Source organism: Streptantibioticus parmotrematis (assembly GCF_019890615.1).
Lineage (GTDB): Bacteria > Actinomycetota > Actinomycetes > Streptomycetales > Streptomycetaceae > Streptantibioticus_D > Streptantibioticus_D parmotrematis.
Window position 1 is genome coordinate 460,340 of the sequence record NZ_JAINVZ010000003.1, and the last position, 23,859, is coordinate 484,198.

20 protein-coding genes are annotated in these 23,859 nt (G+C 73.9%); 4 read left to right on the forward strand and 16 right to left on the reverse strand.

All coding sequences use genetic code 11. The annotated features are described in order from the left end of the window. Positions 1-185: 185 nt before the first annotated feature. A complete protein-coding gene (locus tag K7472_RS07185; protein ID WP_222975170.1) occupies positions 186-902 on the reverse strand; it encodes a LysM peptidoglycan-binding domain-containing protein in 717 nt (238 codons plus the stop codon). A 520-nt stretch (positions 903-1,422) separates the two neighbouring features. Between K7472_RS07185 and K7472_RS07190 the strand changes: the two genes are divergently transcribed. Then, a complete protein-coding gene (locus tag K7472_RS07190; RefSeq protein WP_222975172.1) occupies positions 1,423-2,250 on the forward strand; it encodes a DUF8842 C-terminal domain-containing protein in 828 nt (275 codons plus the stop codon). Positions 2,251-2,455: 205 nt separating this feature from the next. Next, entirely contained in the window at positions 2,456-2,803 is a 348-nt protein-coding gene (locus K7472_RS07195) for a hypothetical protein (RefSeq protein ID WP_252395163.1), read from the forward strand. 51 nt (positions 2,804-2,854) lie between these two features. On the opposite strand, the gene der is transcribed toward K7472_RS07195, so the two are convergent. The 4 genes from der to K7472_RS07215 form a co-directional block, all read right to left on the reverse strand. Further along, positions 2,855-4,312, reverse strand: a complete 1,458-nt coding sequence (der, locus tag K7472_RS07200; RefSeq protein WP_222975174.1) for a ribosome biogenesis GTPase Der — start codon at positions 4,310-4,312, stop codon at positions 2,855-2,857. Between the two features lie 71 nt (positions 4,313-4,383). Next, positions 4,384-5,085, reverse strand: a complete 702-nt coding sequence (locus tag K7472_RS07205) for a lysophospholipid acyltransferase family protein (RefSeq protein WP_372457932.1) — start codon at positions 5,083-5,085, stop codon at positions 4,384-4,386. Then, positions 5,043-5,726: a (d)CMP kinase gene (gene cmk, locus K7472_RS07210; RefSeq protein WP_222975176.1), complete on the reverse strand. Its 684-nt coding sequence runs from the start codon at positions 5,724-5,726 to the stop codon at positions 5,043-5,045. The genes K7472_RS07205 and cmk overlap by 43 nt, the downstream gene beginning before the upstream one ends. A gap of 169 nt (positions 5,727-5,895) precedes the next feature. Then, positions 5,896-6,981, reverse strand: coding sequence for a prephenate dehydrogenase (locus K7472_RS07215; protein ID WP_222975180.1), 1,086 nt, complete (start codon positions 6,979-6,981; stop codon positions 5,896-5,898). An 80-nt stretch (positions 6,982-7,061) separates the two neighbouring features. Between K7472_RS07215 and K7472_RS07220 the strand changes: the two genes are divergently transcribed. Next, a complete protein-coding gene (locus K7472_RS07220; RefSeq protein WP_222975182.1) occupies positions 7,062-7,424 on the forward strand; it encodes a DUF952 domain-containing protein in 363 nt (120 codons plus the stop codon). Between the two features lie 53 nt (positions 7,425-7,477). Here the strand turns inward: K7472_RS07220 and K7472_RS07225 are convergent, their stop codons facing one another. The 9 genes from K7472_RS07225 to pyrG form a co-directional block, all read right to left on the reverse strand. Further along, complete coding sequence (locus K7472_RS07225) at positions 7,478-8,587, reverse strand: pseudouridine synthase (RefSeq protein ID WP_222975183.1); 1,110 nt, start codon at positions 8,585-8,587, stop codon at positions 7,478-7,480. Continuing rightward, positions 8,587-9,180 (reverse strand): SMC-Scp complex subunit ScpB, encoded by a 594-nt coding sequence (scpB, locus tag K7472_RS07230; protein ID WP_222975289.1) that lies wholly within the window; start codon positions 9,178-9,180, stop codon positions 8,587-8,589. The genes K7472_RS07225 and scpB overlap by 1 nt, the downstream gene beginning before the upstream one ends. A gap of 49 nt (positions 9,181-9,229) precedes the next feature. Next, on the reverse strand, positions 9,230-10,288 hold the full coding sequence (locus K7472_RS07235; RefSeq protein ID WP_222975186.1) for a segregation and condensation protein A: 1,059 nt from the start codon (positions 10,286-10,288) through the stop codon (positions 9,230-9,232). Between the two features lie 57 nt (positions 10,289-10,345). Next, on the reverse strand, positions 10,346-10,972 hold the full coding sequence (locus K7472_RS07240; protein ID WP_222975188.1) for a hypothetical protein: 627 nt from the start codon (positions 10,970-10,972) through the stop codon (positions 10,346-10,348). Next, on the reverse strand, positions 10,957-12,030 hold the full coding sequence (locus K7472_RS07245) for a ParA family protein (RefSeq protein ID WP_222975190.1): 1,074 nt from the start codon (positions 12,028-12,030) through the stop codon (positions 10,957-10,959). The genes K7472_RS07240 and K7472_RS07245 overlap by 16 nt, the downstream gene beginning before the upstream one ends. A gap of 309 nt (positions 12,031-12,339) precedes the next feature. Next, positions 12,340-13,455: an alanine dehydrogenase gene (gene ald / locus K7472_RS07250; protein ID WP_222975192.1), complete on the reverse strand. Its 1,116-nt coding sequence runs from the start codon at positions 13,453-13,455 to the stop codon at positions 12,340-12,342. 262 nt (positions 13,456-13,717) lie between these two features. After that, entirely contained in the window at positions 13,718-15,709 is a 1,992-nt protein-coding gene (locus tag K7472_RS07255) for an AAA family ATPase (RefSeq protein WP_308013797.1), read from the reverse strand. A gap of 162 nt (positions 15,710-15,871) precedes the next feature. Then, positions 15,872-16,498: an NUDIX domain-containing protein gene (locus K7472_RS07260; RefSeq protein WP_222975194.1), complete on the reverse strand. Its 627-nt coding sequence runs from the start codon at positions 16,496-16,498 to the stop codon at positions 15,872-15,874. A gap of 154 nt (positions 16,499-16,652) precedes the next feature. Beyond that, complete coding sequence (pyrG, locus tag K7472_RS07265) at positions 16,653-18,386, reverse strand: CTP synthase (protein ID WP_222975196.1); 1,734 nt, start codon at positions 18,384-18,386, stop codon at positions 16,653-16,655. 521 nt (positions 18,387-18,907) lie between these two features. Here pyrG and K7472_RS07270 point away from each other — a divergent pair. Next, on the forward strand, positions 18,908-20,734 hold the full coding sequence (locus K7472_RS07270) for a glycoside hydrolase family 15 protein (RefSeq protein ID WP_222975198.1): 1,827 nt from the start codon (positions 18,908-18,910) through the stop codon (positions 20,732-20,734). Between the two features lie 38 nt (positions 20,735-20,772). On the opposite strand, the gene K7472_RS07275 is transcribed toward K7472_RS07270, so the two are convergent. After that, complete coding sequence (locus K7472_RS07275; protein ID WP_222975200.1) at positions 20,773-21,897, reverse strand: glycosyltransferase family 4 protein; 1,125 nt, start codon at positions 21,895-21,897, stop codon at positions 20,773-20,775. Between the two features lie 136 nt (positions 21,898-22,033). After that, on the reverse strand, positions 22,034-23,761 hold the full coding sequence (recN, locus tag K7472_RS07280) for a DNA repair protein RecN (RefSeq protein WP_222975293.1): 1,728 nt from the start codon (positions 23,759-23,761) through the stop codon (positions 22,034-22,036). Positions 23,762-23,859 lie beyond the last annotated feature (98 nt).

Here is a 23,859-nt window from a genome sequence, read left to right on the forward strand (position 1 = left end):
TTCGCCGGACTTTCCTGGACGCTGCGCACGCTACTGCGCACTGCCGGGCACGGCTACGGCACCGAAAGCGCCACGGGGTGAAGGGCTGCGAGGCGGGGCCGTGGAGTTCGCCGGCGAACCGGCCGAACTCCACGGCCCCGCGGGCCCCTCGACGCGTCGAGACGGCCAACGGCCGACGTCAGGCGTCAGACGTTCAGTCGCTGGCCGGGCATGATGAGGTCCGGGTTCCCGCCGATGACCTCGCGGTTGGCGTCGTAGACCCGCTGCCAGCTGGTGCCGTGCGCGGAGGCGATGCCGCTGAGGGTGTCGCCCTGGGCCACGGTGTAGTCGCCGTGCCCCTGCCGCCCGCTCGGGGCCGCGGCCGTCGCGGTGGCCCGCTCGGGAGTCCGCTCGCGGTGCGCGGGGGCGGACTCGCGCGGCTTGTAGCCCTCGGCGCGCGTGGAGTAGGTGTCGGTGTGCGACGCGGACGAACCGGTGTCCGAGGAGGCGGCCGGCGCGCTGCCGTACGCCCCGGCGCGGGCCGAGCAGACCGGCCAGGCGCCCCAGCCCTGCGCCGCCTGGACCTTGTTGGCGATCGCGATCTGCTCCGCGCGGCTGGCCCCGCTGGCGGTCGGCGCGTAGGCCGTGCCGCCGTAGGCCGCCCAGGTGGAGGCGCTGAACTGCAGCCCGCCGTAGTACCCGTTGTCGGTGTTGATGCTCCAGTCGCCGCCGCTCTCGCAAGCGGCGATGCGGTCCCACACGCCGCCGTCGGCGGCCTGCGCCGTTCCGCTCGCCGCCAGTGCGGCCAGCGGGCTGACCGCCGCGGCCGAGGCCAGGACGACCGCGGCGCGCGCCCGGCGGCCCAGTCCCCTCCTGCTGCCCGACGTGGCGGCGTGCTTACGGCGCTCCGGAATTCCGGACATGGATCCCCTTCTCGACGACCCCGGGCTCCCCCTGTCGTGCCGACGGACCGTCCACCGGACGCCTGTGCGTCCCGTGTCCGTCCCGCCTGTCCGCTGCCGACGCCAGTGGTGGCGCGCCGTCATCCTCCGTACGGACTGCCCGGGTGGTGCTCTGTGCACACGGCCGCCGAATCTAAGGAGCCGGAGGCTCTCCCATCAACCAAATGCCTCCGATCCCAGGCCAGTTGGCGGTTACCGGAGGTAAGTAACAGATTTTCCAGGGGAGTTGACACCCTTTTGACCGCAGTTGCTCGACCCGTCCGTCACCGGCCTGTGACGTTCTTCACCTCGTCACACCGTCCGGCGAGTCGGAGGATTCAACGGAGAGTGAACGGATCCGGGAGCACCGTCACGTTCCGCTTCCGGCATATTCACTCCGCACGACTCGGCGCGTGACCCCGGCCACAGATCACCCGTTGTCACTGCGAGCCGGAACCTCCGCGCTCGCACGACACGCACCGCAACCCCCGAGGAGTCATCCGTGCCGCCCTTGCTCGATGTCAGCGACGAGGTACGCGCCGAGATCGGCGATGCGGAGGCCGACCGCCTGCTCGCCGGCGAGAACGCACCCGGTCCGTACGACTGCACCTCCTGCCGCACCCCCGGCGACACCACCCAGCAGCGCACCAGCACGGTGCTGTTCGTGGGCGAGGAGACGGCCGTGCTCGCCTTCGCGCACGCCGCCTGCATCCCCTCGCAGGTCGTCCCGGTCTCCGAGGAACAGCTCCAGGTGGCCGTCCGCAGCATCCAGGGCGAGACCTCCATCTCCGAGCAGCCCGCCCCCGCCGCCGTCCCGCCGCCCGCCAGCCCCCTCGCCTCCACGGGGGCGCCGGTGCCGCGGCAGGCGGTCCTGGGCATCACCTGCGGCCTGGTGCTCTGCCAGGACAACCTGCACCCGGCGCTCGTGGTGGAGCCCACCGGCCCGGTCGGCCGCCCGGGCAGCACGGCGGACGACGAGTTCCTGCTGCTGCTCAGCGAGGAGGGCTTCCACCCCATCATGAGCCTGGAGACCCCGCCGCCCGCGCTGGGCGGCTGGTCGGTGCTGCTCGCCATGGGCAAGCTGCACGCCGTGCTCCAGGGCGGCACCAACAGCCAGAACTCCACGGCCTGGTGGCAGGCGCACCAGCCGCTGCCGGTCAGCGACGGCTGGCGGGCCGCCGCCAACCGCACCAACGAGGTGTTCGTCTACGCCGCCCCGGTCGGCACCATCGGCCGGCAGCCCCGCGAGGACCTGATGCGCGAGGCGCTCGACCGCGCCGCCGCCAAGGGCCTGCTGGTCGGCGGCACCATGCCGCTCGCCGGGACCTGACCCCCGGCGAGCCGTGGGGCCGGGCGCGCCGCTCCGCCACGAGCGCGCGCCCGGCCTTCGCGCTGTCGCCCCGCCATGCTGTCACCCCGTCGCGCTGCGGTCCGCGCGTGCCGGAACCCGTGAGCCCCGGCGCGCTTCCGCACGCCGGGGCTCACAGTCAAGGAACTGGCCATTTCGTCCGTTCGGGCCGCATCCCGGGCGCAGGATGATCGTTGCCCCATACGTGCACACCTACGACACTTCTCCCCGGCCTCCGTACCAGAGCCAGATCCCGCCGATGCGCTCCCCGCACGACACCGTCACGGTGTCCAACACGCCGATCTACGACGCGCTGTACTCGGAGTACCGCAGGCTCTTCCGGGCGCTGCCGTTCGACCGCAGCGGCGAGGAGCAGTTGCGGCTCCAGCCGGTGGCCCCGCGCCCCGGGCAGTGGCACCCGGTGGCGCACTCCCCGTACGGCACCGGGCGGCCGCGCGGTGTGCTGCCCGCCGCGCTGCCGCCCGCTCCCCCGTCGTCCGGCGGCGCGCACGCCAACCGGATGCACGGCCTGTAGCGGTCACCGGCCCCGCTCGCAGGGCCGGTCCGCCGTCCGTGCCTCAGCCGGTCACTTCTTGCGGCTGCGCTTCTCGCGCACCCGCACCGAGACCTGGATCGGCGTGCCCTCGAAGCCGAACTCCTCGCGCAGCCGCCGCTCGATGAACCGGCGGTAGCCCGCCTCCAGGAAGCCGGAGGCGAAGAGCACGAAGCGCGGCGGCTTGGTGCCCGCCTGGGTGCCGAACAGGATCCGCGGCTGCTTGCCGCCGCGGATCGGGTGCGGGTGGGCGGCGACCAGTTCGCCGAGGAAGGCGTTGAGCCGTCCGGTCGGCACCCGGGTCTCCCAGCCCGCCAGGGCGGTCTCGATCGCCGGGACGAGCTTCTCCATGTGCCGCCCGGTGGACGCCGAGACGTTCACCCGGGGCGCCCACTGCACCTGCACGAGGTCCTGCTCGATCTCGCGCTCCAGGTAGTAGCGGCGCTCCTCGTCCAGCCGGTCCCACTTGTTGTACGCGATGACGCAGGCGCGGCCCGCGTCGATCGCCATCTGGATGATCCGGGTGTCCTGCACCGACAGCGTCTCGCTCGAGTCGATCAGGATGACCGCGACCTCCGCCTTCTCCAGCGCGGCGGCGGTGCGCAGCGAGGCGTAGTAGTCGGCGCCCTCGGCGAGGTGGACCCGGCGGCGGATGCCCGCGGTGTCCACGAACTTCCAGGTCCTGCCGCCGAGCCGGATCAGCTCGTCGACCGGGTCCCGGGTGGTGCCGGCCAGTTCGTTGACGACGACGCGCTCCTCGCCCGCCACCTTGTTCAGCAGCGAGGACTTGCCCACGTTGGGGCGGCCGATGAGCGCCACCCGGCGCGGGCCGCCGATCGCGTCGCCGAAGGTCTGCGCCGGGGCCTCGGGCAGCGCTTCGAGGATGGCGTCCAGCAGGTCGCCGGTGCCGCGGCCGTGCAGCGAGGAGACCGCGTACGGCTCGCCCAGGCCCAGCGACCACAGCGTCGCCGCGTCCGCCTCGCCGCTGGGGCCGTCGACCTTGTTGGCGCACAGCACGACCGGCTTGCCGGCCCGCCGCAGCAGCTTGACGACCGCCTCGTCGGTGTCGGTGGCGCCGACCGTGGCGTCCACGACGAAGACCACCGCGTCGGCCGCCTCGATGGCGAACTCCGCCTGCGCGGCGACCGAGGCGTCGATGCCGAGGACGTCCTGCTCCCAGCCGCCGGTGTCGACGATCTTGAAGCGGCGGCCGTTCCAGTGCGCCTCGTAGGTGACGCGGTCACGGGTGACGCCCGGGCGATCCTCCACGACCGCCTCGCGGCGGCCGATGATCCGGTTCACCAGGGTCGACTTGCCGACGTTCGGGCGGCCGACGACGGCCAGCACCGGCAGCGGCCCGTGCCCGGCCTCGGCCAGGTCGCCCGCGACCTCGTCGAGGTCGAAGCCCTCCTCGGCCGCCAGCTCCATGAACTCGGCGTATTCGGCGTCGCCGAGCGCGCCGTGCTCGCCGTACTCGTTCTCGTGGTCCATGAAGTCTTCCTCGTCGCCTCGTAAGAGAAGTCCGTGCGGGCCGTGAAGTCGCGGCCCCGGGCCGTGCGGCCCTACTCGTCGCGCCCGGTCGCGCGCCTGGCGTCGTCCAGGTGTGCCACCAGGTGCTTCTGGATCCGCTCGGTGGCGGCGTCCAGGGTGGCGCGGGTGCGCCGCTGGGACGGCTCCGCCGCCAGGAACGGATCGCCGAACACCACGTCGATCCGGTCGCGCAGCGGCGGCAGCGCCGGTATCAGCCGTCCCGGCCGGGCGCTGCCCAGCACCGCGACCGGCACCACCGGGGCACCGGAGCGCACCGCGAAGTACGCCAGCCCCGAGCGCAGTTCGGCGAAGTCACCGTGGCCGCGGGTGCCCTCGGGGAAGATCCCCAGCACGCCCCCGCGGGCCAGCACCCCCAGCGCGGACGTCACCGCGACGCGGTCGGGCGCCGAGCGGTCCACCGGCAACTGCCCGATGCCGCGCAGGAACGAGCCGAGCGGGCCGATGAACGCCTCCCGCTTGACCAGGAAGTGGATCGGCCGCGGTGAGGTGCCGATCAGCATCGGTCCGTCCACGTTGTGCGCGTGGTTGCCGGCCAGGATGACCGGGCCGGTGGACGGCATCCGCCAGGCGCCGAGCACCCTGGGGCGCCACAGCCCGTGCATCAGGCCGATGCCGATCCTGCGGCCGGTCGCCGCCCCCTTCGGGCCGGGGACCGCGCCGTCCGGGCGGTTCACCGAGCCGCCCGCTTCTCCTCGATCAGGGTGACGACGCACTCGATGACCTGGTCGAGGGTGAGTTCCGTGGTGTCCACCTCGACCGCGTCGGCCGCCTTGGCCAGCGGTGAGGTCTTGCGGCCGGAGTCGGCCGCGTCCCGCTTGATCAGCGCCTCCCGGGTGGCCGCGAGGTCCGCCGCCGCCTTGGCGCCGATCTCGCCGCCGCGCCGGGCGGCCCGGGCCTCCGGGGAGGCGGTGAGGAAGATCTTGACGGTGGCGTCGGGCAGCACCGTGGTGCCGATGTCGCGTCCCTCGACCACGATTCCGGCCGGGGCCTGCGCCGCCGCCGCGCGCTGGAGCTCCACCATCCTGCGCCGCACCTCGGGGACCGCGCTGACCGCGCTCACCGCCGCGGTGACCTCGGCGGTGCGGATCGGCCCCGACGCGTCGGCTCCGTCGACGGTGATGGTGGGGGCGGACGGGTCGGAGCCAGAGACGATCACCGGCTTGTCCGCGGCGAGCGCGACCTGCGCCGGGTCGTCGACGTCGACGTCGTTGGACAGCATCCACCAGGTCATCGCCCGGTACTGGGCGCCGGTGTCGAGGTAGCTCAGCCCCAGCTCGGCCGCGACCGCCTTCGACGTACTCGACTTGCCCGTGCCGGAGGGGCCGTCGATGGCGACGATCACCGGAGTTTCCACAGCGCGGGGCCTTCCTCGTTGCACGGGTTCGGGGTACGGGCTCGGTGTCCTGGGAGCGGTGTGCGCAAAGCGCACACCATCCCCCCAAGGTTACCGGCCGACGGACAGTGCTGTGCCACGAGATATCGCCGGGCGGCACGGCCCGGCCACCGCGCCCGGTGGCCGCGGCTTACTGCCGGATCGACCAGCCCCGCTCGCGCAGCGCCGCGGTGAGCCCCGGCACGGCGGCCGGGTCGACCATGAGCTGGACCAGGCCCGCCTGCTGGCCGGTGGAGTGCTCGATGCGGACGTCCTCGATGTTGACGCCGACCGCGCCCGCGTCGGCGAAGACCCGGGCCAGCTCGCCGGGCTGGTCGCCGATGAGCACGGCCACGGTCTCGTACGAGGCGGGGGCGGCGCCGTGCTTGCCCGGCACCCGGACCCGGCCCGCGTTGCCGCGCCGCAGGACGTCCTCGATGCCGGCCGTGCCCTCGCGCCGTTCGTCCTCGTCGCGGGACTGGAGGGCGCGCAGCGCCTCCACCGTCTCGCCGAGGTCGGCGGCAACCCGGGCGAGCACGTCGGCGACCGGGCCGGGGTTGGCGGACAGGATGTCGATCCACATGCCGGGCTCGGAGGCCGCGATCCGGGTCACGTCCCTTATGCCCTGGCCGCACAGCCGTACCGCGGTCTCCTCGGCGTGCTCCAGGCGCGCGGCGACCAGGCTGGAGACCAGCTGCGGGGTGTGCGAGACGAGCGCGACCGCCCGGTCGTGGGCGTCGGCGTCCATCACCACCGGCACCGCGTGGCACAGGGCGACCAGCTCCAGCGCGAGGTTGAGCACCTCGGTGTCGGTGGCCGCGGTCGGGGTGAGCACCCAGGGCCGCCCCTCGAACAGTTCGGCGGTCGCGGCCAGCGGCCCGGAGCGCTCACGGCCCGCCATCGGATGGGTGCCGATGCAGCGGGTGAGGTCGACGCCGAGCGCCTCCAGCTCCCGGTGCGGCCCGCCCTTGACGCTGGCCACGTCCAGGTAGCCGCGGGCGAGCCCCGCGCGCTGGGCCTCGGCGAGGGTGCGGGCGACGTGGGCGGGCGGCACGGCGACGATCGCGAGGTCCACCGGACCCGCGGGCGGCTGGGTGGTGCCGGCGCCGAGGGCGGACGCGGTGCGGGCGGCGTCCGGGTCGTGGTCCTGGAGGTGGACGGTGACCCCGCGTCCGGTGAGCGCGAGGGCGGCGGAGGTGCCGATCAGTCCGGTGCCGATGACGGCGGCGGTACGCATGGAGGTCATCCTCTCCCAGACGACGCCCACGCCGCGACGGGGGTACGGCCGCGCGCCCGGCGTCCGGTAGAACGTTGCGCATGATCTTCCACGTGGTGCCGCTGGACGACTGGCTGCGCGATCCCGACCGCCCCTACGCCCCGCCGACGCTGGCCTCGGACGGGTTCGTGCACTGCTCGCCGGACGAGAAGTCGGCGCTGGCGGTGGCCGACGCGTTCTACCGGGAGGCGGTCGGGCCGCTGATGGTGCTGCTCGTCGACGAGGCGGCGCTGGACACCCCGGTGCGCTGGGAGCCGCCCACGCCGCCCCCGCCGCCGGGCACCGCGCCCGGCACGCTGTTCCCGCACGTCTACGGGCGCGTCAACCGCACGGCGGTCGCCGGGATGCTGGAGGTGGAGCGGGACGCGGACGGCCACGCCGTGTCGCTGCGCCTGTGGTCCTGACGCGTCCCACCCGTACGAAGGCGCGGCCCGTCGACGGCCGCGCCCACGCCGTCCTACAGGTCGACCTCGCGCATCAGCATGCCCACCTCGGTGTTGGTGAGACGCCGCAGCCAGCCGGACTTCTGGTCGCCGAGCGGGATGGGACCGAAGGAGGTGCGCACCAGGCGGTCGACGGGGAAGCCCGCCTCGGCGAGCATGCGGCGCACGATGTGCTTGCGGCCCTCGTGGAGCGTGACCTCGACCAGGTAGTTCTTGCCGGTGTTCTCCACGACCCGGAAGTGGTCGGCGCGCGCGTAGCCGTCCTCCAGCTCGATGCCGTCCTTCAGGCGCTTGCCGAGGTCGCGCGGCAGCGGGCCCTGGACGGCGGCGAGGTAGGTCTTCTTGACGCCGTAGCGCGGGTGGGTGAGGCGGTGGGCCAGCTCGCCGTGGTTGGTGAGCAGGATGATGCCCTCGGTCTCGGTGTCCAGGCGGCCCACGTGGAACAGCCGGGTCTCCCGGTTGGTGACGTAGTCGCCGAGGCACTGGCGGCCGTCCGGGTCCTCCATCGTGGAGACCACGCCGGCCGGCTTGTTGAGGGCGAAGAACAGGTACGACTGGGTGGCCACGGTCAGGCCGTCGACCTTGACCTCGTCCTTGTCCGGGTCGACGCGCAGGCCCTGCTCGGTGACGATCTTCCCGTTGACCTCGACGCGGCGCTGGTCGATCAGCTCCTCGCAGGCGCGGCGCGAGCCGAGGCCCGCGCGGGCCAGCACCTTCTGGAGGCGCTCGCCCTCCTCCTCGGCGCCGGGGAAGGTCTTGGGCGGGTTCTGCCGGGGCTTGCCGTGCCGGGCGCGGTTGCGCTCCTCGATCTGGGCGTCCAGCTCGCGCGGGCGCGCCGGGGAGGTCCTGCGCGGCGCCCCCTTGCCACCCTTGCCCGCGCCGCCCTTGGCCGCTCCGCCCCTGGCGCCGGGGCCGCCCTTGGCGCCGCCGGACGTACCGCGGCCGCCACCGGACGTGCCGCGACCGCCGCCGGACGTGCCGCCGCCGGACTGGCCGGTCTCGCCCACGTCGTAGCGGCGCTCCTCCGGGCGGGGGCGGCCGGCGCGCTTGGTCTTGTCGTCGCGCGCGTTGCCCGCCCCGCGGTGGTTCCGGTTGCCGCTGTTCCTGCCGCTACTGCTTCGCATCAAGTTTCCGTAGTCGAGATCGGGTCCGGTGCGTCCGGGTCGAACGACGGCACCCCTTCCAGGGAGTCCGCCTCGACCGCGTCCGCCTCCGGGAGGAACGGTGCCAGTTCGGGCAGTTCGTCCAGGCCGCGCAGGCCCATCCGCTCCAGGAAGTAGTTCGTCGTCCTGTACAGGATCGCACCTGTCTCGGGTTCCGTCCCACTCTCCTCGACCAGACCGCGCTGGAGCAGGGTGCGCATGACGCCGTCGCAGTTCACCCCGCGCACCGCGGAGACCCGCGAGCGGCTGACCGGCTGCCGGTAGGCGACGACCGCCAGCGTCTCCAGCGCCGCCTGGGTCAGCCGCGCCTGCTGGCCGTCGAGCACGAAGGTCTCCACGGCCGCCGCGTACTCGGGGCGGGTGTAGTAGCGCCAGCCTCCGGCGACCAGCCGCAGTTCGAAGCCGCTGCCCCGGCGGGCGTACTCGTCGGACAGCTCGCGCAGGGCGTCGCCGATGGCGCGGCGGGGGCGCTGGAGCACCTTGGCGAGGTGGTCCTCGGTGACCGGCTCGTCGACGACCATCAGGACCGCTTCGAGCGCGGGGCGCAGCTCCAGCTCACCGACGTCGGGCGTGCCCGTGGGTGGTTCGTCCGGGGCGGGCCGGTCACTCGTCGCGGTCGTCACTGGCGTCCTCCTGACGTGGTGCCCCGGGGCTGCCGGGCCTGTCGCCCGCGCTCTCGCGGTCGAACTCGTCGGTGACCAGGGCCCGTTCGCCCTCTGCGTCGCCGCCGGTCCAGCGCACCGTGAGCGCGCCGAGCGCCTCGGGCTGGTCGAGCGTGACGGCCTTCTCGCGGTACAGCTCCAGCAGTGCGAGGAAGCGAGCCACGACGGTGAGTGTGTCGGGGGCGTCCGCGGCCAGTTCCGCGAAGGTCGCGCCGCCCCGCTCGCGCAGCAGGGCGATCACGCGTTCCGCCTGCTCGCGCACGCTGACCAGGGGCGCGTGGATGTGCTCGACGTACACCCGGGGCGCGGGCTTGGGCTGCATGGCCTTGACGGCCAGTTTCGCGAAGCCCTCGGCGCCGATGCTGATGACGACGTCCGGGAGGAGTTCGGCGTGGTGCGGCTCCAGGCCGACGGTGCGCGGGTGGCGGCGGGACTCGGCGGCGAGGCGGTCCGCGAAGATCTCGGCGATGCGCTTGTACGCGCGGTACTGCAACAGGCGGGCGAAGAGCAGGTCGCGGGCCTCCAGCAGCGCGAGGTCCTCCTCGTCCTCCACCTCGGCGGCGGGCAGCAGCCGGGCCGCCTTCAGGTCCAGCAGGGTCGCGGCGACCACCAGGAACTCGGTGGCCTGGTCGAGGTCCCAGTCCTGACCCATCGCGCGGATGTGGGCGATGAAGTCGTCGGTGACGCGGGAGAGCGCGACCTCGGTGACGTCCAGCTTGTGCTTGGAGATCAGTTGCAGGAGGAGGTCGAAGGGGCCTTCGAAGTTCGCCAGCCGGACGGTGAACCGCCCGTCGTCGGCGGCCTGTTCGGCATCGGGCGGGGCGTCCGCTCCCGCTGCCGTCGCGGGCGTGACCTCCGGCTCCGGCGGGCCCTGCGGCGCGATCTCCGGTTCCGCGACGGCCTGCGCGGCCACCGGCGCGGCCTCCGCTTCCGGCGTCGCCACGGCACCGCGGCCGAGCCTGCGGCGGCGGGGGGCGGCGTGGTCGTCGGTGGCGCTCATCACGGAAGGCGGGGTCCAGGGGTGCGGGGCGGAACCGGCAGCCTATCGCCCCGGTGGCTAGCGGCCCCGCAGGCGGCGCACGAGGATGCTCGCGTCGCCGCGCGACTCCAGGTCGGCCAGGACCACCGCGACCGCCTCGCGCACGATGCGCCCGCGGTCCACGGCGAGGCCGTGCTCCCCGCGCAGCACCAGCCGGGCGTGTTCGAGGTCCATCAGCTCCTCGGCGGAGACGTAGACGGTGATCTTCTCGTCGTGCCGCTCGCGTCCCGAGGGGCGGCGGGCGGGCGAGCCCTGGCCGCCGCGCCGCCGCTGCGACCCGCCCTGGTCCTGCGGGGCGCGGCGCTGCGCGGGCGCGGTCGCCCCGCGGGCGTCGTCGACGGCGGTGCGGGTGTGCTCGGCGGCGCCGGACTGGTGTGCGGCGTCCGCCTGCCGGGCGGCGCGCTCGCGGCCGTCCCCGGCGTCGGCGCCCGCCTCGTCCGGTTCCGCGTCGTGGGCGGCGCCGTCCGGGCCGGGCACGGCGTCGTCGTCCCCGGCCGCCGGGTTGGGGACCGAGCGCAGTCGTTCGGCGGCCTGCGACGCCGCCTCACCGTTGCCGTGCTGTCGGGGAGTTGACGCACTGAGGGCCATGCCGCCGGTGGTGCGGAACAGTTCGTCGGCTCCGGGCAGGCTCACTCGGCGTGGCAACGGGCGAGCACCTCCCTGGCGAGCTGCCGGTACGCCGCAGCGCCCACGGAGTTGGAGGCGTAGGTGGTGATCGGCTCACCGGCCACCGTGGTCTCCGGGAAGCGGACGGTGCGGCCGATGACCGTGTGGAAGACGTGGTCGTCGAAGGCCTCGACGACGCGCGCGAGGACCTCGCGGGAGTGCACGGTGCGCGAGTCGTACATCGTGGCGAGGATGCCGTCGAGGTCGAGGTCGGGGTTGAGCCGCTCGCGGACCTTCTCGATGGTCTCGGTGAGCAGCGCGACGCCGCGCAGCGCGAAGAACTCGCACTCCAGCGGCACGATCACCCGGTGCGCGGCGGTGAGCGCGTTGACGGTGAGCAGGCCGAGCGAGGGCTGGCAGTCGATGATGACGAAGTCGTAGTCCGACATCAGCGGCTTCAGGGCGCGCTGAAGGGTCGACTCTCGGGCCACCTCGCTGACCAGCTGGACCTCGGCGGCCGACAGGTCGATGTTGCTCGGCAGCAGGTCCATGCCGGGCACCGCGGTCTTCAGCAGCACCTCGTCGGCGGCCATCCCCCGCTCCATGAGCAGGTTGTAGACCGTCAGGTCCAGCTCCATGGGGTTGACGCCCAGGCCGACCGACAGGGCGCCCTGGGGGTCGAAGTCGACCAGCAGGACGCGGCGGCCGTACTCGGCGAGCGCGGCGCCGAGGTTGATGGTCGAGGTGGTCTTGCCGACCCCGCCCTTCTGGTTGCACATGGCGATGATCTGGGCCGGTCCGTGCTCGGAGATCGGGCCCGGGATCGGGAAGTACGGCAGCGGGCGTCCGGTCGGGCCGACGCGCTCGCGGCGCTGCCGGGCGGCGTCCGGGGCGAGGGTCGCCGCGTACTCGGGGTCCGGCTCGTACTCGGCGTCGGGGTCGTAGAACTGACCGTCCGGCAGGTCTTCCTCGTATGTCGACATGGGGTGCGTTGCTTGCGTCTCCGTGCTCGTCTCGGTCATGCGTGCCTCGAAGGTGCGGACCGCGACGGATCCAACGGCCTCGAACCGGGCGGGGTCCGGGCCCTGAACGGTCATTCCTGGTTGACCACCCCCGGGAGCAAATGTCGACTCATTCACAAGTCGTCTTACCTCCTTGGTGACCAGGAAACTTCTCAATAGGTCAGCGTGACACCATGCCGACGAATTGCGACTCTATGGCGTGTCGGCGGTCCGCAGCAACACAATCCACCGGAGACGGCACGATGTGTCGGCAATGGAACACCCCGCTGTCAAGGGCGTATCGACGGTAACCACGAAAGTGTCGCGACGTCGCACAACGCCACCGGCCGGGTCTTGACGGACAAGACCCGGCCGGTGAAGGGGTGTTCAGGTGTGCGGTACGACTCAGCCCAGCAGCGCGGCGAGTTCGACGTGCTCCAGCCCGTGCGCCTCGGCGACGGACGCGTAAACGACCTGGCCCGCATGGGTGTTGAGGCCCTTGGCGAGCGCGTCGTCGCGGCGCAGCGCCTCGCGCCAGCCGCGGTTGGCCAGCTCCACGATGTACGGCAGCGTGGCGTTGGTCAGCGCGTGGGTGGAGGTGTTGGGCACCGAACCCGGCATGTTGGCCACGCAGTAGAAGACCGAGTTGTGCACCTGGAAGGTCGGCTCGGCGTGCGTGGTGGGACGCGAGTCCTCGAAGCAGCCGCCCTGGTCGATCGCGATGTCGACGAGCACCGAGCCCGGCTTCATGCGGGAGACCAGCTCGTTGGTGACCAGCTTCGGGGCCTTGGCGCCCGGGATGAGGACGGCGCCGACGACCAGGTCGGCCTCCAGGACGGCCCGCTCCAGCTCGTAGGCGTTGGAGACGATCGTCTGCACCTTGGTGCCGAAGACCTTGTCGGCCTCGCGCAGCTTGTTGATGTCCTTGTCGAGCAGGGTGACGTGGAAGCCCATGCCGACGGCGATCTGGGTGGCGTTCCAGCCGGAGACGCCGGCGCCGATGACGACGGCCCTGCCCGCGTGGACGCCCGGCACGCCGCCCGGCAGCACGCCGCGGCCGCCGGCCGAACGCATCAGGTGGTACGCGCCGACCTGCGGGGCCAGCCGGCCCGCGACCTCGGACATCGGGGCGAGCAGCGGCAGCGCGCGGTTCGCGGTCTCGACCGTCTCGTAGGCGATGGCCGTGGTGCCGGACTCCAGCAGCGCGTCGGTGCACTCGCGGGAGGCGGCCAGGTGGAGGTAGGTGAAGAGGGTCTGGTCCTTGCGCAGGCGGTGGTACTCCTCCGCGATCGGCTCCTTGACCTTCAGCAGCAGGTCCGCGGTGGCCCAGACCTCGTCGGCGGTGCCGAGGATGTTCGCCCCCGCCGCGGTGTACTCGGCGTCCGTGATGGAGGAGCCGTTGCCGGCGCCCTGCTCCACGAAGACCTGGTGCCCGTTGCGCACGAGTTCGTGCACGCCGGCGGGGGTGATGGCGACCCGGAACTCGTTGTTCTTGACCTCGCGGGGGATACCGACCTTCACGTGGATCACGGTCCTTGGATGAGATGGCTTGACTTGGGGCGCAAGGGCGCTCGCGGCTGCGCTCGCAGGCGCGGGCACCTCTGCCGTCCGGACATTTCCCCAGATGGGGGCACACGTCGGACCTGACCGCGTTGCCAGCGGTTGACCCAAGTCTAATGAAGGAAGACGCGCTGTCTAGCCTTACAAAGTGACTACTTTTTCGGAGGCGATTGGCAGATTCGTAGGTTGTGGTCGCTGAGAGCAACCGTGAGCACCGGTTCGCTCAGCTGTCGCGGGCGTCTCCCGGGCCCGCCAGACCGTCCGCCGCCTCCCGTTGCAGCCGCGCCCCCTCCGTGTCCCCCAGGCGTTCCAGCACCCGCGCCATCCCCAGCAGCACCACGCGCTGCAACCGCGCGTCGTCCGCCTGCCGGGCCCAGCGCAGCGCCTCCTGACCGGTGCGCAGACTCTCCTCCGCCGCCCCGGACACCTCTTGCGCCAGTGCCACCTCCGCCAGCGTCGCCGCGTACCCGGCGTGATCGCGGAGCCTGCGGTACGCCGCCGCGGCCGCCCGCCACTCGCGCAGCGCGGCGTCCCGGCGGCCGTCGTCGGTGTGCAGCAGCGCGAGCCGGGTGTGCAGCCGGGCCGCGTCGGCGAGCTCACCGCGCTCACCGCGCTGGGCCAGCGCCCTGCCGTACCAGTCGGCGGCGCGCTCCCGGTCGCCCAGCTCCAGATGGCTGTCGCCCAGCGCCTCCAGCGCCCGGCCCAGGGTGAAGGCGTCGCGGCCGGCCCGGGCCGCGTCCAGCGCCGCGCGGTAGCGGGCCACCGCGTCCTTCGTGCGGCCCGCCGCCGCGTCCAGGTCGCCGAGGTTGATCAGCGCCGCCGCCCGCTCGCGATCGGGACCGCGCCGCTCGGCCACCTCCAGCAGCAGCCCGTGCAGCTCGTAGCGCTCCGGCGCCGCCTGCCCGTGCGCGTCCAGGGCCAGCACCGCCGCCGAGGCCAGCCGCCGGGCCAGGGTGTCCAGCTCGCCGTCGGCCACCGCGATCCGGGCGGCCCCCAGCAGCTCGGGCAGCCTGCGCCGCAGCCAGCCCGAGGCGGCCTCGCGGTCCGCGAAGCGCAGGGCGAGCGGCACCTCGTCGGTCGCGGCCTCGTCCGGGGCGGCGGCCGACGCGGCGCAGGCCCGCACCAGCCGGACGGTGCGCTCCAGCATCCGGGCCCGGGCGAGCCGTACCTCCTCCGCCCGCTCCCCCGCCTCCAGCGCGTCGCGCAGCAACGGCACGGCCCACCCGGCGACCCGGTAGGCGGCCGGCTCGGTGCCCGCGCCGGGACCGGGGTCGCGGCGCAGCAGGCCGTAGCGCGCGAAGTCCTCCAGCGCGTCGCGGGCGGCCTCCAGCGCGCATCCCGCGAGCGCCGACGCGAGATGGGCGTCGACCAGCGCGCCGGGCGCGAGCACCAGCATCCGCATCAGCCGGGCGGCGGGCCCCGGAAGCTGCGCGGCGACCACGCCGAACGCCCGCTCCAGCGGCGTCGCATCGTCGTCGGGCAGCACGCGGACCGCGTCGGTCACCGACATCCCGGGGCGGTCGGCGAGCCACCCGGCCATCAGGCGCAGCGCGGCGGGCGAACCGCCGCAGCGCTCGGCCAGCGTCTCGGCGGCACGCGGGTCGCAGGTCACCCGGGTCGAGCCGATGGCCTGGGCCAGCAGTTCGACGCACGCCGCGCTCTGCAGCCCGCCCAGGGTGCACGGCCGTACGTCGGCCACTCCGGCGAGCGGTCCGCGCGAGGTGGCGACCACCAGGGCCGTCTCGCCGTGCGGCAGCAGCGGCGCGACCTGCTCGCCGCTCGCCGCGTCGTCCAGCACCAGCAGCACGCGGCGCTCCCGCAGCGCCTCGCGCAAGGCCGCCTCGGGGTCGTCGTCCGCCTCCCGGCCGAGCCCGCGCAGCAACTGCGCCGCCACCTCCCGGGCCGCCCGGGGCTCGCCCTGCGGATCGGTGAGCGCCGCGTACAGCAGTCCTTCGGGGTAGCGGGCGGCCTGCTCGCGGGCGAGGCGCAGGGCGAGCGCGGTGCGGCCGGAGCCGGGGCGGCCCGCGACCAGCAGGACCCGGCAGGTGGCGGCGGGCCTGCCGCGCAGGGCGTCCAGGCTCGGGGTGTCGATGTCGGCGCGCAGCTCGCGCAGTTCGCGTTCCCGGCCGACGAAACGCTCCGGGCCCGGCGGCAGCGCGTCACGGTCCGAGGCCGCCGCCCGCTCGCCGTCGGTTCCTGGCACCTCGTCCGACACCGGCCCACTCCGTTCCTGCGCGCCTACGACGCCGCGCCGACCGGTGGTGCGCGGGAGCCTGCGCTCCGGTGCGCGGGAGCCTTGAGCCTAGTTCACCGGGCGGCCGGGAACGGGTGGACGACGCCGCCCGGTCACCCGGCCGGAGGCGTCGGCCCGGCGGCGCTACGAGGCGTCGAAGGGCCGGGCTGGCCACGGCGCGTCCGCCGGGCGCAGCGACTCCACGCCGTCCCCCGCCAGCACCGCGTTGAGCGCCAGGACGCCCACCGCGAGGCAGGCGTTGTGCAGTTCACCCTGGAGAACCCCGCGTACCAGCTCCTCCAGCGGCACCCGGGCGTGCTCGAACCGAGCCTCCTCCTCCGACGCCTCGTACCGCTCGCCGGTGGCCTCGGTGACACCGCGGGCGAGGAAGATCCGGATCGCCTCGTCGGAGCCGCCGGGGGTGGAGTAGATGTCGGCGAGCACCCGCCAGTCGGAGGCCTCGACGTGCGCCTCCTCGAACAGCTCGCGCTGGGCGGCGCGCACCGGGTGCTCCCCGGGGACGTCCAGCAGCCCGGCCGGGACCTCCCACAGCAGGTGGCGCACCGGGTGCCGGTACTGGCGCAGGACGAGGACCCGGCCCTCGTCGTCCAGCGCGACGACGGCGACCGAGCCGGGGTGCGTCTGGTAGTCGCGGCGCACCGTGCCGCCGTCCGGCATGGTCACCTCGTCGGTGCGCACACCGGTGACGTTGCCGGTGAACGGCGTGCGGGTGCCGGTCACCGGCCACTGCTCGGGAATGTCGTGCAACATGCGGTCCTCCGCGACGAGGGCTTGACCGGCCCGCACCACGCTCGGGTCGGGGCGGGCCGTGGGAGAAGACGGCGGTGCCGGAGCGGGACCGCCCATGATCGGGAAGTCCCCTCCGGCACCGTAACGCGAGGCGGGCGCGGCGGCCCGCACCGGCTCAGGACGCGGTCGGCGCGGCGTCGCCGGCCCCGCGCGGCCGACCGGCTTGACGCGCCTGGCCCGCCTGGCATTCGACAGCCGCCTTGACCAGGCCGGCGAAGAGCGGGTGCGGGCGGGTCGGCCGCGACTTCAGCTCCGGGTGCGCCTGGGTGGCGACCAGGTAGGGGTGGGTCTCGCGGGGGTACTCGACGAACTCCACGAGCTTGCCGTCCGGGGAGGTGCCGGAGAAGACGATGCCCGCCTTCTTCTCCAGCTCGCCGCGGTAGGCGTTGTTGACCTCGTAGCGGTGGCGGTGCCGCTCCTCGACGTAGGGCTCGCCGCCGTAGACCTCGCGGACGATGGAGCCCTCGGCGAGCTTGGCCGGGTAGATGCCCAGCCGCATGGTGCCGCCGAGGTCGCCCTTGCCCTCCACGATGTCCATCTGCTCGGCCATCGTGGAGATGACCGGGTGGTCGGTGACCGCGTCGAACTCGGTGGAGTTGGCGTCCGCGATCCCGGCGAGGCTGCGGGCCGCCTCGATGACGACGCACTGCAGGCCCAGGCACAGGCCGAGGAGCGGGACGCCGTTCTCCCGGGCGTAGGTGACGGTGGCCACCTTGCCCTCGACACCGCGGTCGCCGAAGCCACCGGGCACGCAGATGGCGTCCACGTCGGCGAGCTGGGCCGCGGCGCCCTCGGGGGTGCCGCAGTCGTCGGAGGTGACCCACTTGATCTTCACGCGGGCGTTGTTGGCGAAACCGCCCGCGCGCAGCGCCTCGGTGACCGACAGGTAGGCGTCGGGCAGGTCGATGTACTTGCCGACCAGGGCGACGGTGACCTCGTGCGCGGGGTGGTGGACCCGCTCCAGCAGGTCGTCCCACTGCGCCCAGTCCACGTCGCGGAACGGCAGGTCGAGGCGGCGCACCACGTAGGCGTCCAGGCCCTCGCCGTGCAGCACCTTGGGGATGTCGTAGATGGACTTGGCGTCGATCGCGGCGACCACCGCGTCCTCGTCCACGTCGCACATCAGCGAGATCTTGCGCTTGATGGCGGTGGGCACCTCGCGGTCGGCGCGCAGCACGATGGCGTCCGGCTGGATGCCGATGTTGCGCAGCGCGGCCACCGAGTGCTGGGTGGGCTTGGTCTTCAGCTCACCGGAGGGGCCGATGTAGGGCAGCAGCGAGACGTGCACGAAGAAGACGTTGTCGCGGCCCACCTCGTGCCGCACCTGCCGCACCGACTCCAGGAACGGCAGCGACTCGATGTCGCCCACCGTGCCGCCGACCTCGGTGATCACCACGTCCACGTCGTCGGTGGCCATCCGCCGGATGCGCGACTTGATCTCGTTGGTGATGTGCGGGATGACCTGCACGGTGTCGCCCAGGTACTCGCCGCGCCGCTCCTTGGCGATCACCGAGGAGTACACCTGACCGGTGGTGACGTTGGCCGAGCCGTCCAGGTCGACGTCGAGGAAGCGCTCGTAGTGGCCGACGTCCAGGTCCGTCTCGGCGCCGTCGTTGGTGACGAACACCTCACCGTGCTGGAACGGGTTCATCGTGCCGGGGTCGACGTTGAGGTACGGGTCGAGCTTCTGCATGGTGACCCGCAGGCCGCGGGCCTTGAGCAGGGCGCCGAGGCTCGAGGCGGTGAGCCCCTTGCCGAGCGATGACGCCACACCCCCGGTCACGAAGATGTGCTTGGTCGTCCCGGAGTTCCGGCCGAGTGCGGTCTTGCCGGCGTGAGGCAGTGCCAAGAGGGGGCTCCCGTGGTCGCGAGGTGAGGGTCGGACGGCGCCGGAGAGATGGGGTGCCGTCGCGGCGGTTCAGTGGTTCAGCCCACCGGCCCACGGGCTACCAGGGTATCAGCGCCCCGGCGCACCCGTCGGCGGCGCGGGGTGCGCCGAGGCCGGGGTGTCCAGGGTCGCGGCGCCACGGACGGCGTCCTCCCGGGCCCGTGGCGGACGACCGGAGGCGTGCGCTCCGGAATGTGCGCCGAGGGGGGCGCAGGCCCTACGATGCGGGCCGCGCACCCGCGCGTTCCCGCACGTCCCGCCCACAAGGTCAGGGCCCGGCGGGGGCCGTAGGATGGGTGCGTTGGCGCGACAGGGCACCGTGCGGGGACGCCTCACCCGACCGGCCGAGCCCGGCTCCACCGAGACTCGCGCGTCCCCCTGTTCCACGTCGTATTCTGCTCGGACGCTTTCTGCTGCCCGCCCTCGCGCAGGGGCAGGAGGGGGACGGCTCGACGTTCAACTGATCGACTGTTCGACTGGAGATGCACGTGGCCGGGCGCATCGAGGACTACGCACTCATCGGCGATATGCAGACCGCCGCACTCGTCTGCCGGGACGGCACGGTGGACTGGCTCTGCCTGCCCCGGTTCGACTCACCGTCGATCTTCGCCGGGCTGCTGGGCACCGATGAACACGGCTACTGGCGGGTGGCCCCGGCGCATCCGGCGTCCGAGGAGCCGCCCTCCGCGACCCGCCGCCGCTACCGGGGCGACTCGCTGATCCTGGAATCGGAGTGGGACACCAAGCGCGGCACGGTCCGGGTGACCGACTTCATGCCGCCGCGTGACGGCGCCCCGCAGCTGATCCGGGTCGTCGAGGGCGTCTCCGGCCGGGTGCCGATGCGCTCCGAGCTGGTGATGCGCTTCTCGTACGGCTGGGTCACGCCGTGGGTGCACAAGGTCGCCGACCCGCAGGCCGCCGAGGGCCGGGTGGTGGCCGTCGCCGGTCCCGACTCCGTCTGGCTGGACACCGACTGTCCGACCTACGGCAAGGACCTGACGACCTACGCGGACTTCACGGTCGCCCCCGGGGACCGGATCGTGTTCACCATCAGCTGGCAGCCCTCGCACAAGGAGCCGCCGGCGCTGCCGGACCCCGCCGGTTCGCTGGAGGCGACCGAGCAGTTCTGGCGCGACTGGGTCGAGCAGTGCACGTACCACGGCCCCTACCGGGACGCGGTGGTCCGCTCGCTGATCACGCTCAAGGCGCTCACCTACGGGCCGACCGGCGGCATCGTCGCCGCGCCGACCACCTCGCTGCCGGAGGACATCGGCGGCGTGCGCAACTGGGACTACCGCTTCACCTGGCTGCGGGACGCGGCGATCACGCTGTCGTCGCTGCTGCGCACCGGCTACCGCGAGGAGGCCCGCGCCTGGCGCGAGTGGCTGCTGCGCGCGGTGGCGGGCGACCCGGAGAACCTCCAGATCATGTACGGCATCGCGGGCGAACGCGAGCTGGGCGAGACGGAGCTGACCTGGCTGCCGGGCTACGAGGGCTCGCAGCCGGTGCGGGTCGGCAACGGGGCCGCCCACCAGCTCCAGCTGGACGTCTACGGCGAGGTCAGCGAGGCGCTGCACCTGGCCCACATGACCGGCCTGGCCCGCAACGACTACGCGAGCCTGCTCCAGCTGAAGCTGATCCGCTACCTGGAGCAGCACTGGACCGAGCCGGATGAGGGCATCTGGGAGGTGCGCGGCCCGCGCCGCCACTTCGTGCACTCCAAGGTGATGGCCTGGGTCGCGGTCGACCGCACGGTGAAGCTGATCGAGTCCGGCGAGGTCGACGGGCCGCTGGAGCGGTGGCGCGAGCTGCGCGAGGAGATCCACCGCGACGTGTGCGAGAAGGGGTACGACAAGGAGCGCAACACCTTCACGCAGTCCTACGGCTCCAAGGAGCTGGACGCCTCGCTGCTGCTGATCCCCCAGGTCGGCTTCCTGCCGCCGGACGACAAGCGGGTCATCGGCACGATCGAGGCGATCCAGAAGGAGCTGACGGTCGAGGGCGGCTTCGTGCTGCGCTACCCGACCGAGGGCTCCGAGGAGGGCGTCGACGGTCTGCCGGGCGACGAGGGCGCGTTCCTGGCCTGCTCGTTCTGGCTGGCGGACGACCTGGCGATGATCGGCCGGGTCGACGAGGCCCGCCAGCTGTTCGAGAAGCTGCTGTCCCTGCGCAACGACCTGGGCCTGCTGGCGGAGGAGTGGGACCCGCGCCTGCAACGCCAGGTCGGCAACTTCCCCCAGGCCTTCAGCCACGTCCCCCTGATCGACACGGCCCTGCGCCTGACCGCGAGCGGCGCGTACGGCGGCTGAGCGGCGGGCCCGCGCCAGGCGGGCCGTCCACGTCCCGGTCAGCGGGCCGGGGCGCCGGTCAGCTCGTCGTAGACGCTGAGGATCTGGGCGATCGTGTGGTCCTCGGTGGGCCAGGTCGCCGCCTGGGCCCGGGCCTCGGTGGTCAGGGCGGTTCTGCGGGCCGGGTCCGCCAGCAGGTCGGCGACGGCCCGGGCCAGCGCCGTCGCGTCGCCCTGCGGCACCAGCACCGCCGCGTCCCCCACCAGGTCGGGCACGCCGCCGACCGCGGTCGCCACCAGCGGCACCCCGGCCCGCAGGGTCTCCTGGACGATCAGTGGATGCGCCTCCCAGCGGCTGGGCAGCGCCACCAGGTCGGCCACCTGGAGCAGATGCGCCACGTCGCCGCGGCGGCCCAGCAGCCGCACCGGCAGGTCCTCCGCCTCGATCCTGGCGGCGAGTTCGGCCCGGCGGCTGCCCTCCCCCGCGATGGCGACCAGCGGCGCCGGGTCCAGCGCCCGCCAGCAGCGCGCCGCGTCCAGCAGCAGATCGTGGCCCTTGTACGGTTCGAGGCGGCCGACCGCGAGGATCAACGGCCGCTTCTCGGCGCCGAGTTCGGCCCGCAGCGCGTCGCGGTCGGGCGCGTGTCGCGGTCTCGGCACCGGGAACGCCACCGGTGCCAGCCGGGCGTCGCGCGCCCCGAGCCCGCGCACCCGGTCCACCAGGTCCGTCGAGGCGCCCAGCACCACGGTGGCGGCCCGCGCCACCCGCCGCTCCAGCAGCCGCGTCAGCCCGGCCCTGGTGCCGAACGCGGGGGCTGGTGGGTGCCAGGTCACCACGAGCGCCGGGCCCCGCGCGCCGGTGAGCGCGAGCGAGGCCAGCATCCCGGCGCGCAGGCCGTGCGCGTGCACCACGTGGGTGCCGGCGCAGGCGGCGCGCAGCGCGGCGACCGCGGCGGCCTCACCGAGCGGCCCCGGCCGGCCGCCGATCTCCACCGGCGCGAACCGGGCGCCGGTGCCGTCGAAGCCGTAGGCCGCGGCGGAGGCGGCGGGCGCGCAGACCGTCACCTCGATGCCCCGCGCGACCAGGCCCCCGGACAGCGAGCTGACGTGTCCGCCGCCGCACGCGCCGAAGACCTGCACGGCACGCAACGTGCCGGACGGCTGCGGGATGTGAGCGCTGGTCACCGGAAGGCTCGGGCTCCTGGGTCGGGGGCGGACAGGGTCCAGGATGCCAGGAGGGTGCGACAGTTCGGGTGTCGATCTCCCGTCCTACCGGCCCGTAGCCCTCCCCCTATCACCCGGACGAGTGAGCCCGGGCGGTTCAGCGGGCCGATCGCGCCGTCTCCAGCAGCTCTTCCGCGTGCGCCCGGGCGGTGTCGGAGTCCTCCAGGCCCGCGAGCATCCGCGACAGCTCCCGCACCCGCTCCTCGCCGTCCAGCACCTTCACCCCGCTGCTGGTCACCGAGCCGTCGTGGGTCTTCTCCACCAGCAACTGCCGGTCGGCGAAGGCCGCCACCTGCGGCAGGTGCGTCACGACGACGACCTGCGCCGACTTCGCCAGCCTGGCCAGCCGCCGTCCGACCTCGACCGCCGCCTTGCCGCCGACGCCCGCGTCCACCTCGTCGAACAGGTACGTCGGCACCGGGTCCGATCCGGCGAAGACCACCTCGACCGCGAGCATCACCCGCGACAGCTCACCGCCGGAGGCACCCTTGGCGATCGGCCGCGGCGGCGCCCCCGGGTGCGGCGCGAGGTGCAGTTCCACCTCGTCGGCGCCGTACGGGCCGAAGGCGACGGTGCGGCCGTCGATCCCGATGCCGTCCTCGTCGTCGGTCTGCCCGATCTCGACCGTGATCCGGGCGTGCGGCATGGCGAGTTCGGCGAGTTCCGCGGTGACCGCGTCGGCGAAGCGCGCTGCGGCCTTGGTCCGCGCGTCGGTCAACCGGCCCGCCAGCGACGCCAGTTCGGCGCGCAGCTCGTCGCGTTCCGCGGTCAGCGCGTCGATCCGCTCATCGTCGCCGTCCAGGTCGGCCAGCCGTGCCGCGCCCTGCTCGGCCCAGGCCAGCACGGCGGCGACGCCCTCGCCGGACTCGTCGTACTTACGGGTCAACTGGGCCAGCACGGACCGCCGTTCCTCGACCGCGGCGAGCCGCAGCGGGTCGGCGTCCAGGTTGTCGGCGTACCCGGCGAGTTCACCCGCCACGTCGGCGACCAGGATGGCGATCTCGCCGAGCCGGTCGGTCAGCGCGGCCAGCGCCGGGTCGTGGCCCCGTACCGCCTCCAGCGCGCGGTGCGCCCCGGCCACCAGGGTCGCGGCGTCCACGCCCTCCGGGTCCTCCGGGTTGCCCGCGAGCGCCGCGTGCCCGGCCGACGCGGCCGACGCCAGCGCCTCGGCGTGCCCCAGCCGCTCAGCCTCGGCGGCCAGTTCCGTGTCCTCCCCGGGGCGCGGCTCGGCGGCGGCCACCTCGTCCAGGCCGAACCGCAGCAGGTCCGCCTCCTGGGCGCGTTCCCTGGCGAGCCGGGTCAGCTCGTCCAGCTCGGCGGTCACCTCGCGCAGCCGCTTGTAGGTCCGCTGGTAGGCGGCGAGCGGCTCGGCCACCGCGTCGCCCGCGTACCGGTCCAGCGCCTGCCGCTGCCGGGCCGGGCGCAGCAGGCCCTGCTGGTCGGTCTGGCCGTGCACGGCCACCAGGTCGTCGGCGAGTTCACCCAGCAGCGAGGCGGGCACCGAACGGCCGCCCACGTGCGCCCGGGAGCGCCCCTCGGCCGAGATGGTGCGGCTCACCAGCAGCGCGCCGTCGTCCAGTTCCGCCCCGGCCTCCTCGGCGCGCGTCGCCGCCGGGGAGGCCGGGTCGACCGTGATCCGGCCCTCCACCACCGCGGCCTTCGCGCCGATCCGTACCAGCGCGGCGTCCGCCCGGCCGCCCAGCAGCAGCCCGAGGCTGGTGACGACCATGGTCTTGCCCGCGCCCGTCTCGCCGGTCACCGCCGTGAACCCGGGCGACAGCTCGACCACGGCGTCGTCGATGACGCCCAGGGACCGTATCCGCATCTCCTCCAGCACGCCCAAGACGATACGAGGTCCGGCCCCCTCACCGCGACGCGCGTCCCGCGAACCCCGCTCGCGGGGGACGGGCCCGGCGGCCCGGG

Coding starts and splice junctions, on each gene's coding strand:
- K7472_RS07185 (WP_222975170.1), bottom strand. CDS start 902: ATGTCCGGAATTCCGGAGCGCCGTAAGCACGCCGCCACGTCGGGCAGC.
- K7472_RS07195 (WP_252395163.1), top strand. CDS start 2,456: ATGATCGTTGCCCCATACGTGCACACCTACGACACTTCTCCCCGGCCT.
- der (WP_222975174.1), bottom strand. CDS start 4,312: ATGGACCACGAGAACGAGTACGGCGAGCACGGCGCGCTCGGCGACGCC.
- K7472_RS07215 (WP_222975180.1), bottom strand. CDS start 6,981: ATGCGTACCGCCGCCGTCATCGGCACCGGACTGATCGGCACCTCCGCC.
- K7472_RS07220 (WP_222975182.1), top strand. CDS start 7,062: ATGATCTTCCACGTGGTGCCGCTGGACGACTGGCTGCGCGATCCCGAC.
- K7472_RS07225 (WP_222975183.1), bottom strand. CDS start 8,587: ATGCGAAGCAGTAGCGGCAGGAACAGCGGCAACCGGAACCACCGCGGG.
- K7472_RS07235 (WP_222975186.1), bottom strand. CDS start 10,288: ATGAGCGCCACCGACGACCACGCCGCCCCCCGCCGCCGCAGGCTCGGC.
- K7472_RS07245 (WP_222975190.1), bottom strand. CDS start 12,030: ATGACCGTTCAGGGCCCGGACCCCGCCCGGTTCGAGGCCGTTGGATCC.
- K7472_RS07260 (WP_222975194.1), bottom strand. CDS start 16,498: ATGTTGCACGACATTCCCGAGCAGTGGCCGGTGACCGGCACCCGCACG.
- K7472_RS07270 (WP_222975198.1), top strand. CDS start 18,908: ATGCACGTGGCCGGGCGCATCGAGGACTACGCACTCATCGGCGATATG.
- recN (WP_222975293.1), bottom strand. CDS start 23,761: ATGCGGATACGGTCCCTGGGCGTCATCGACGACGCCGTGGTCGAGCTG.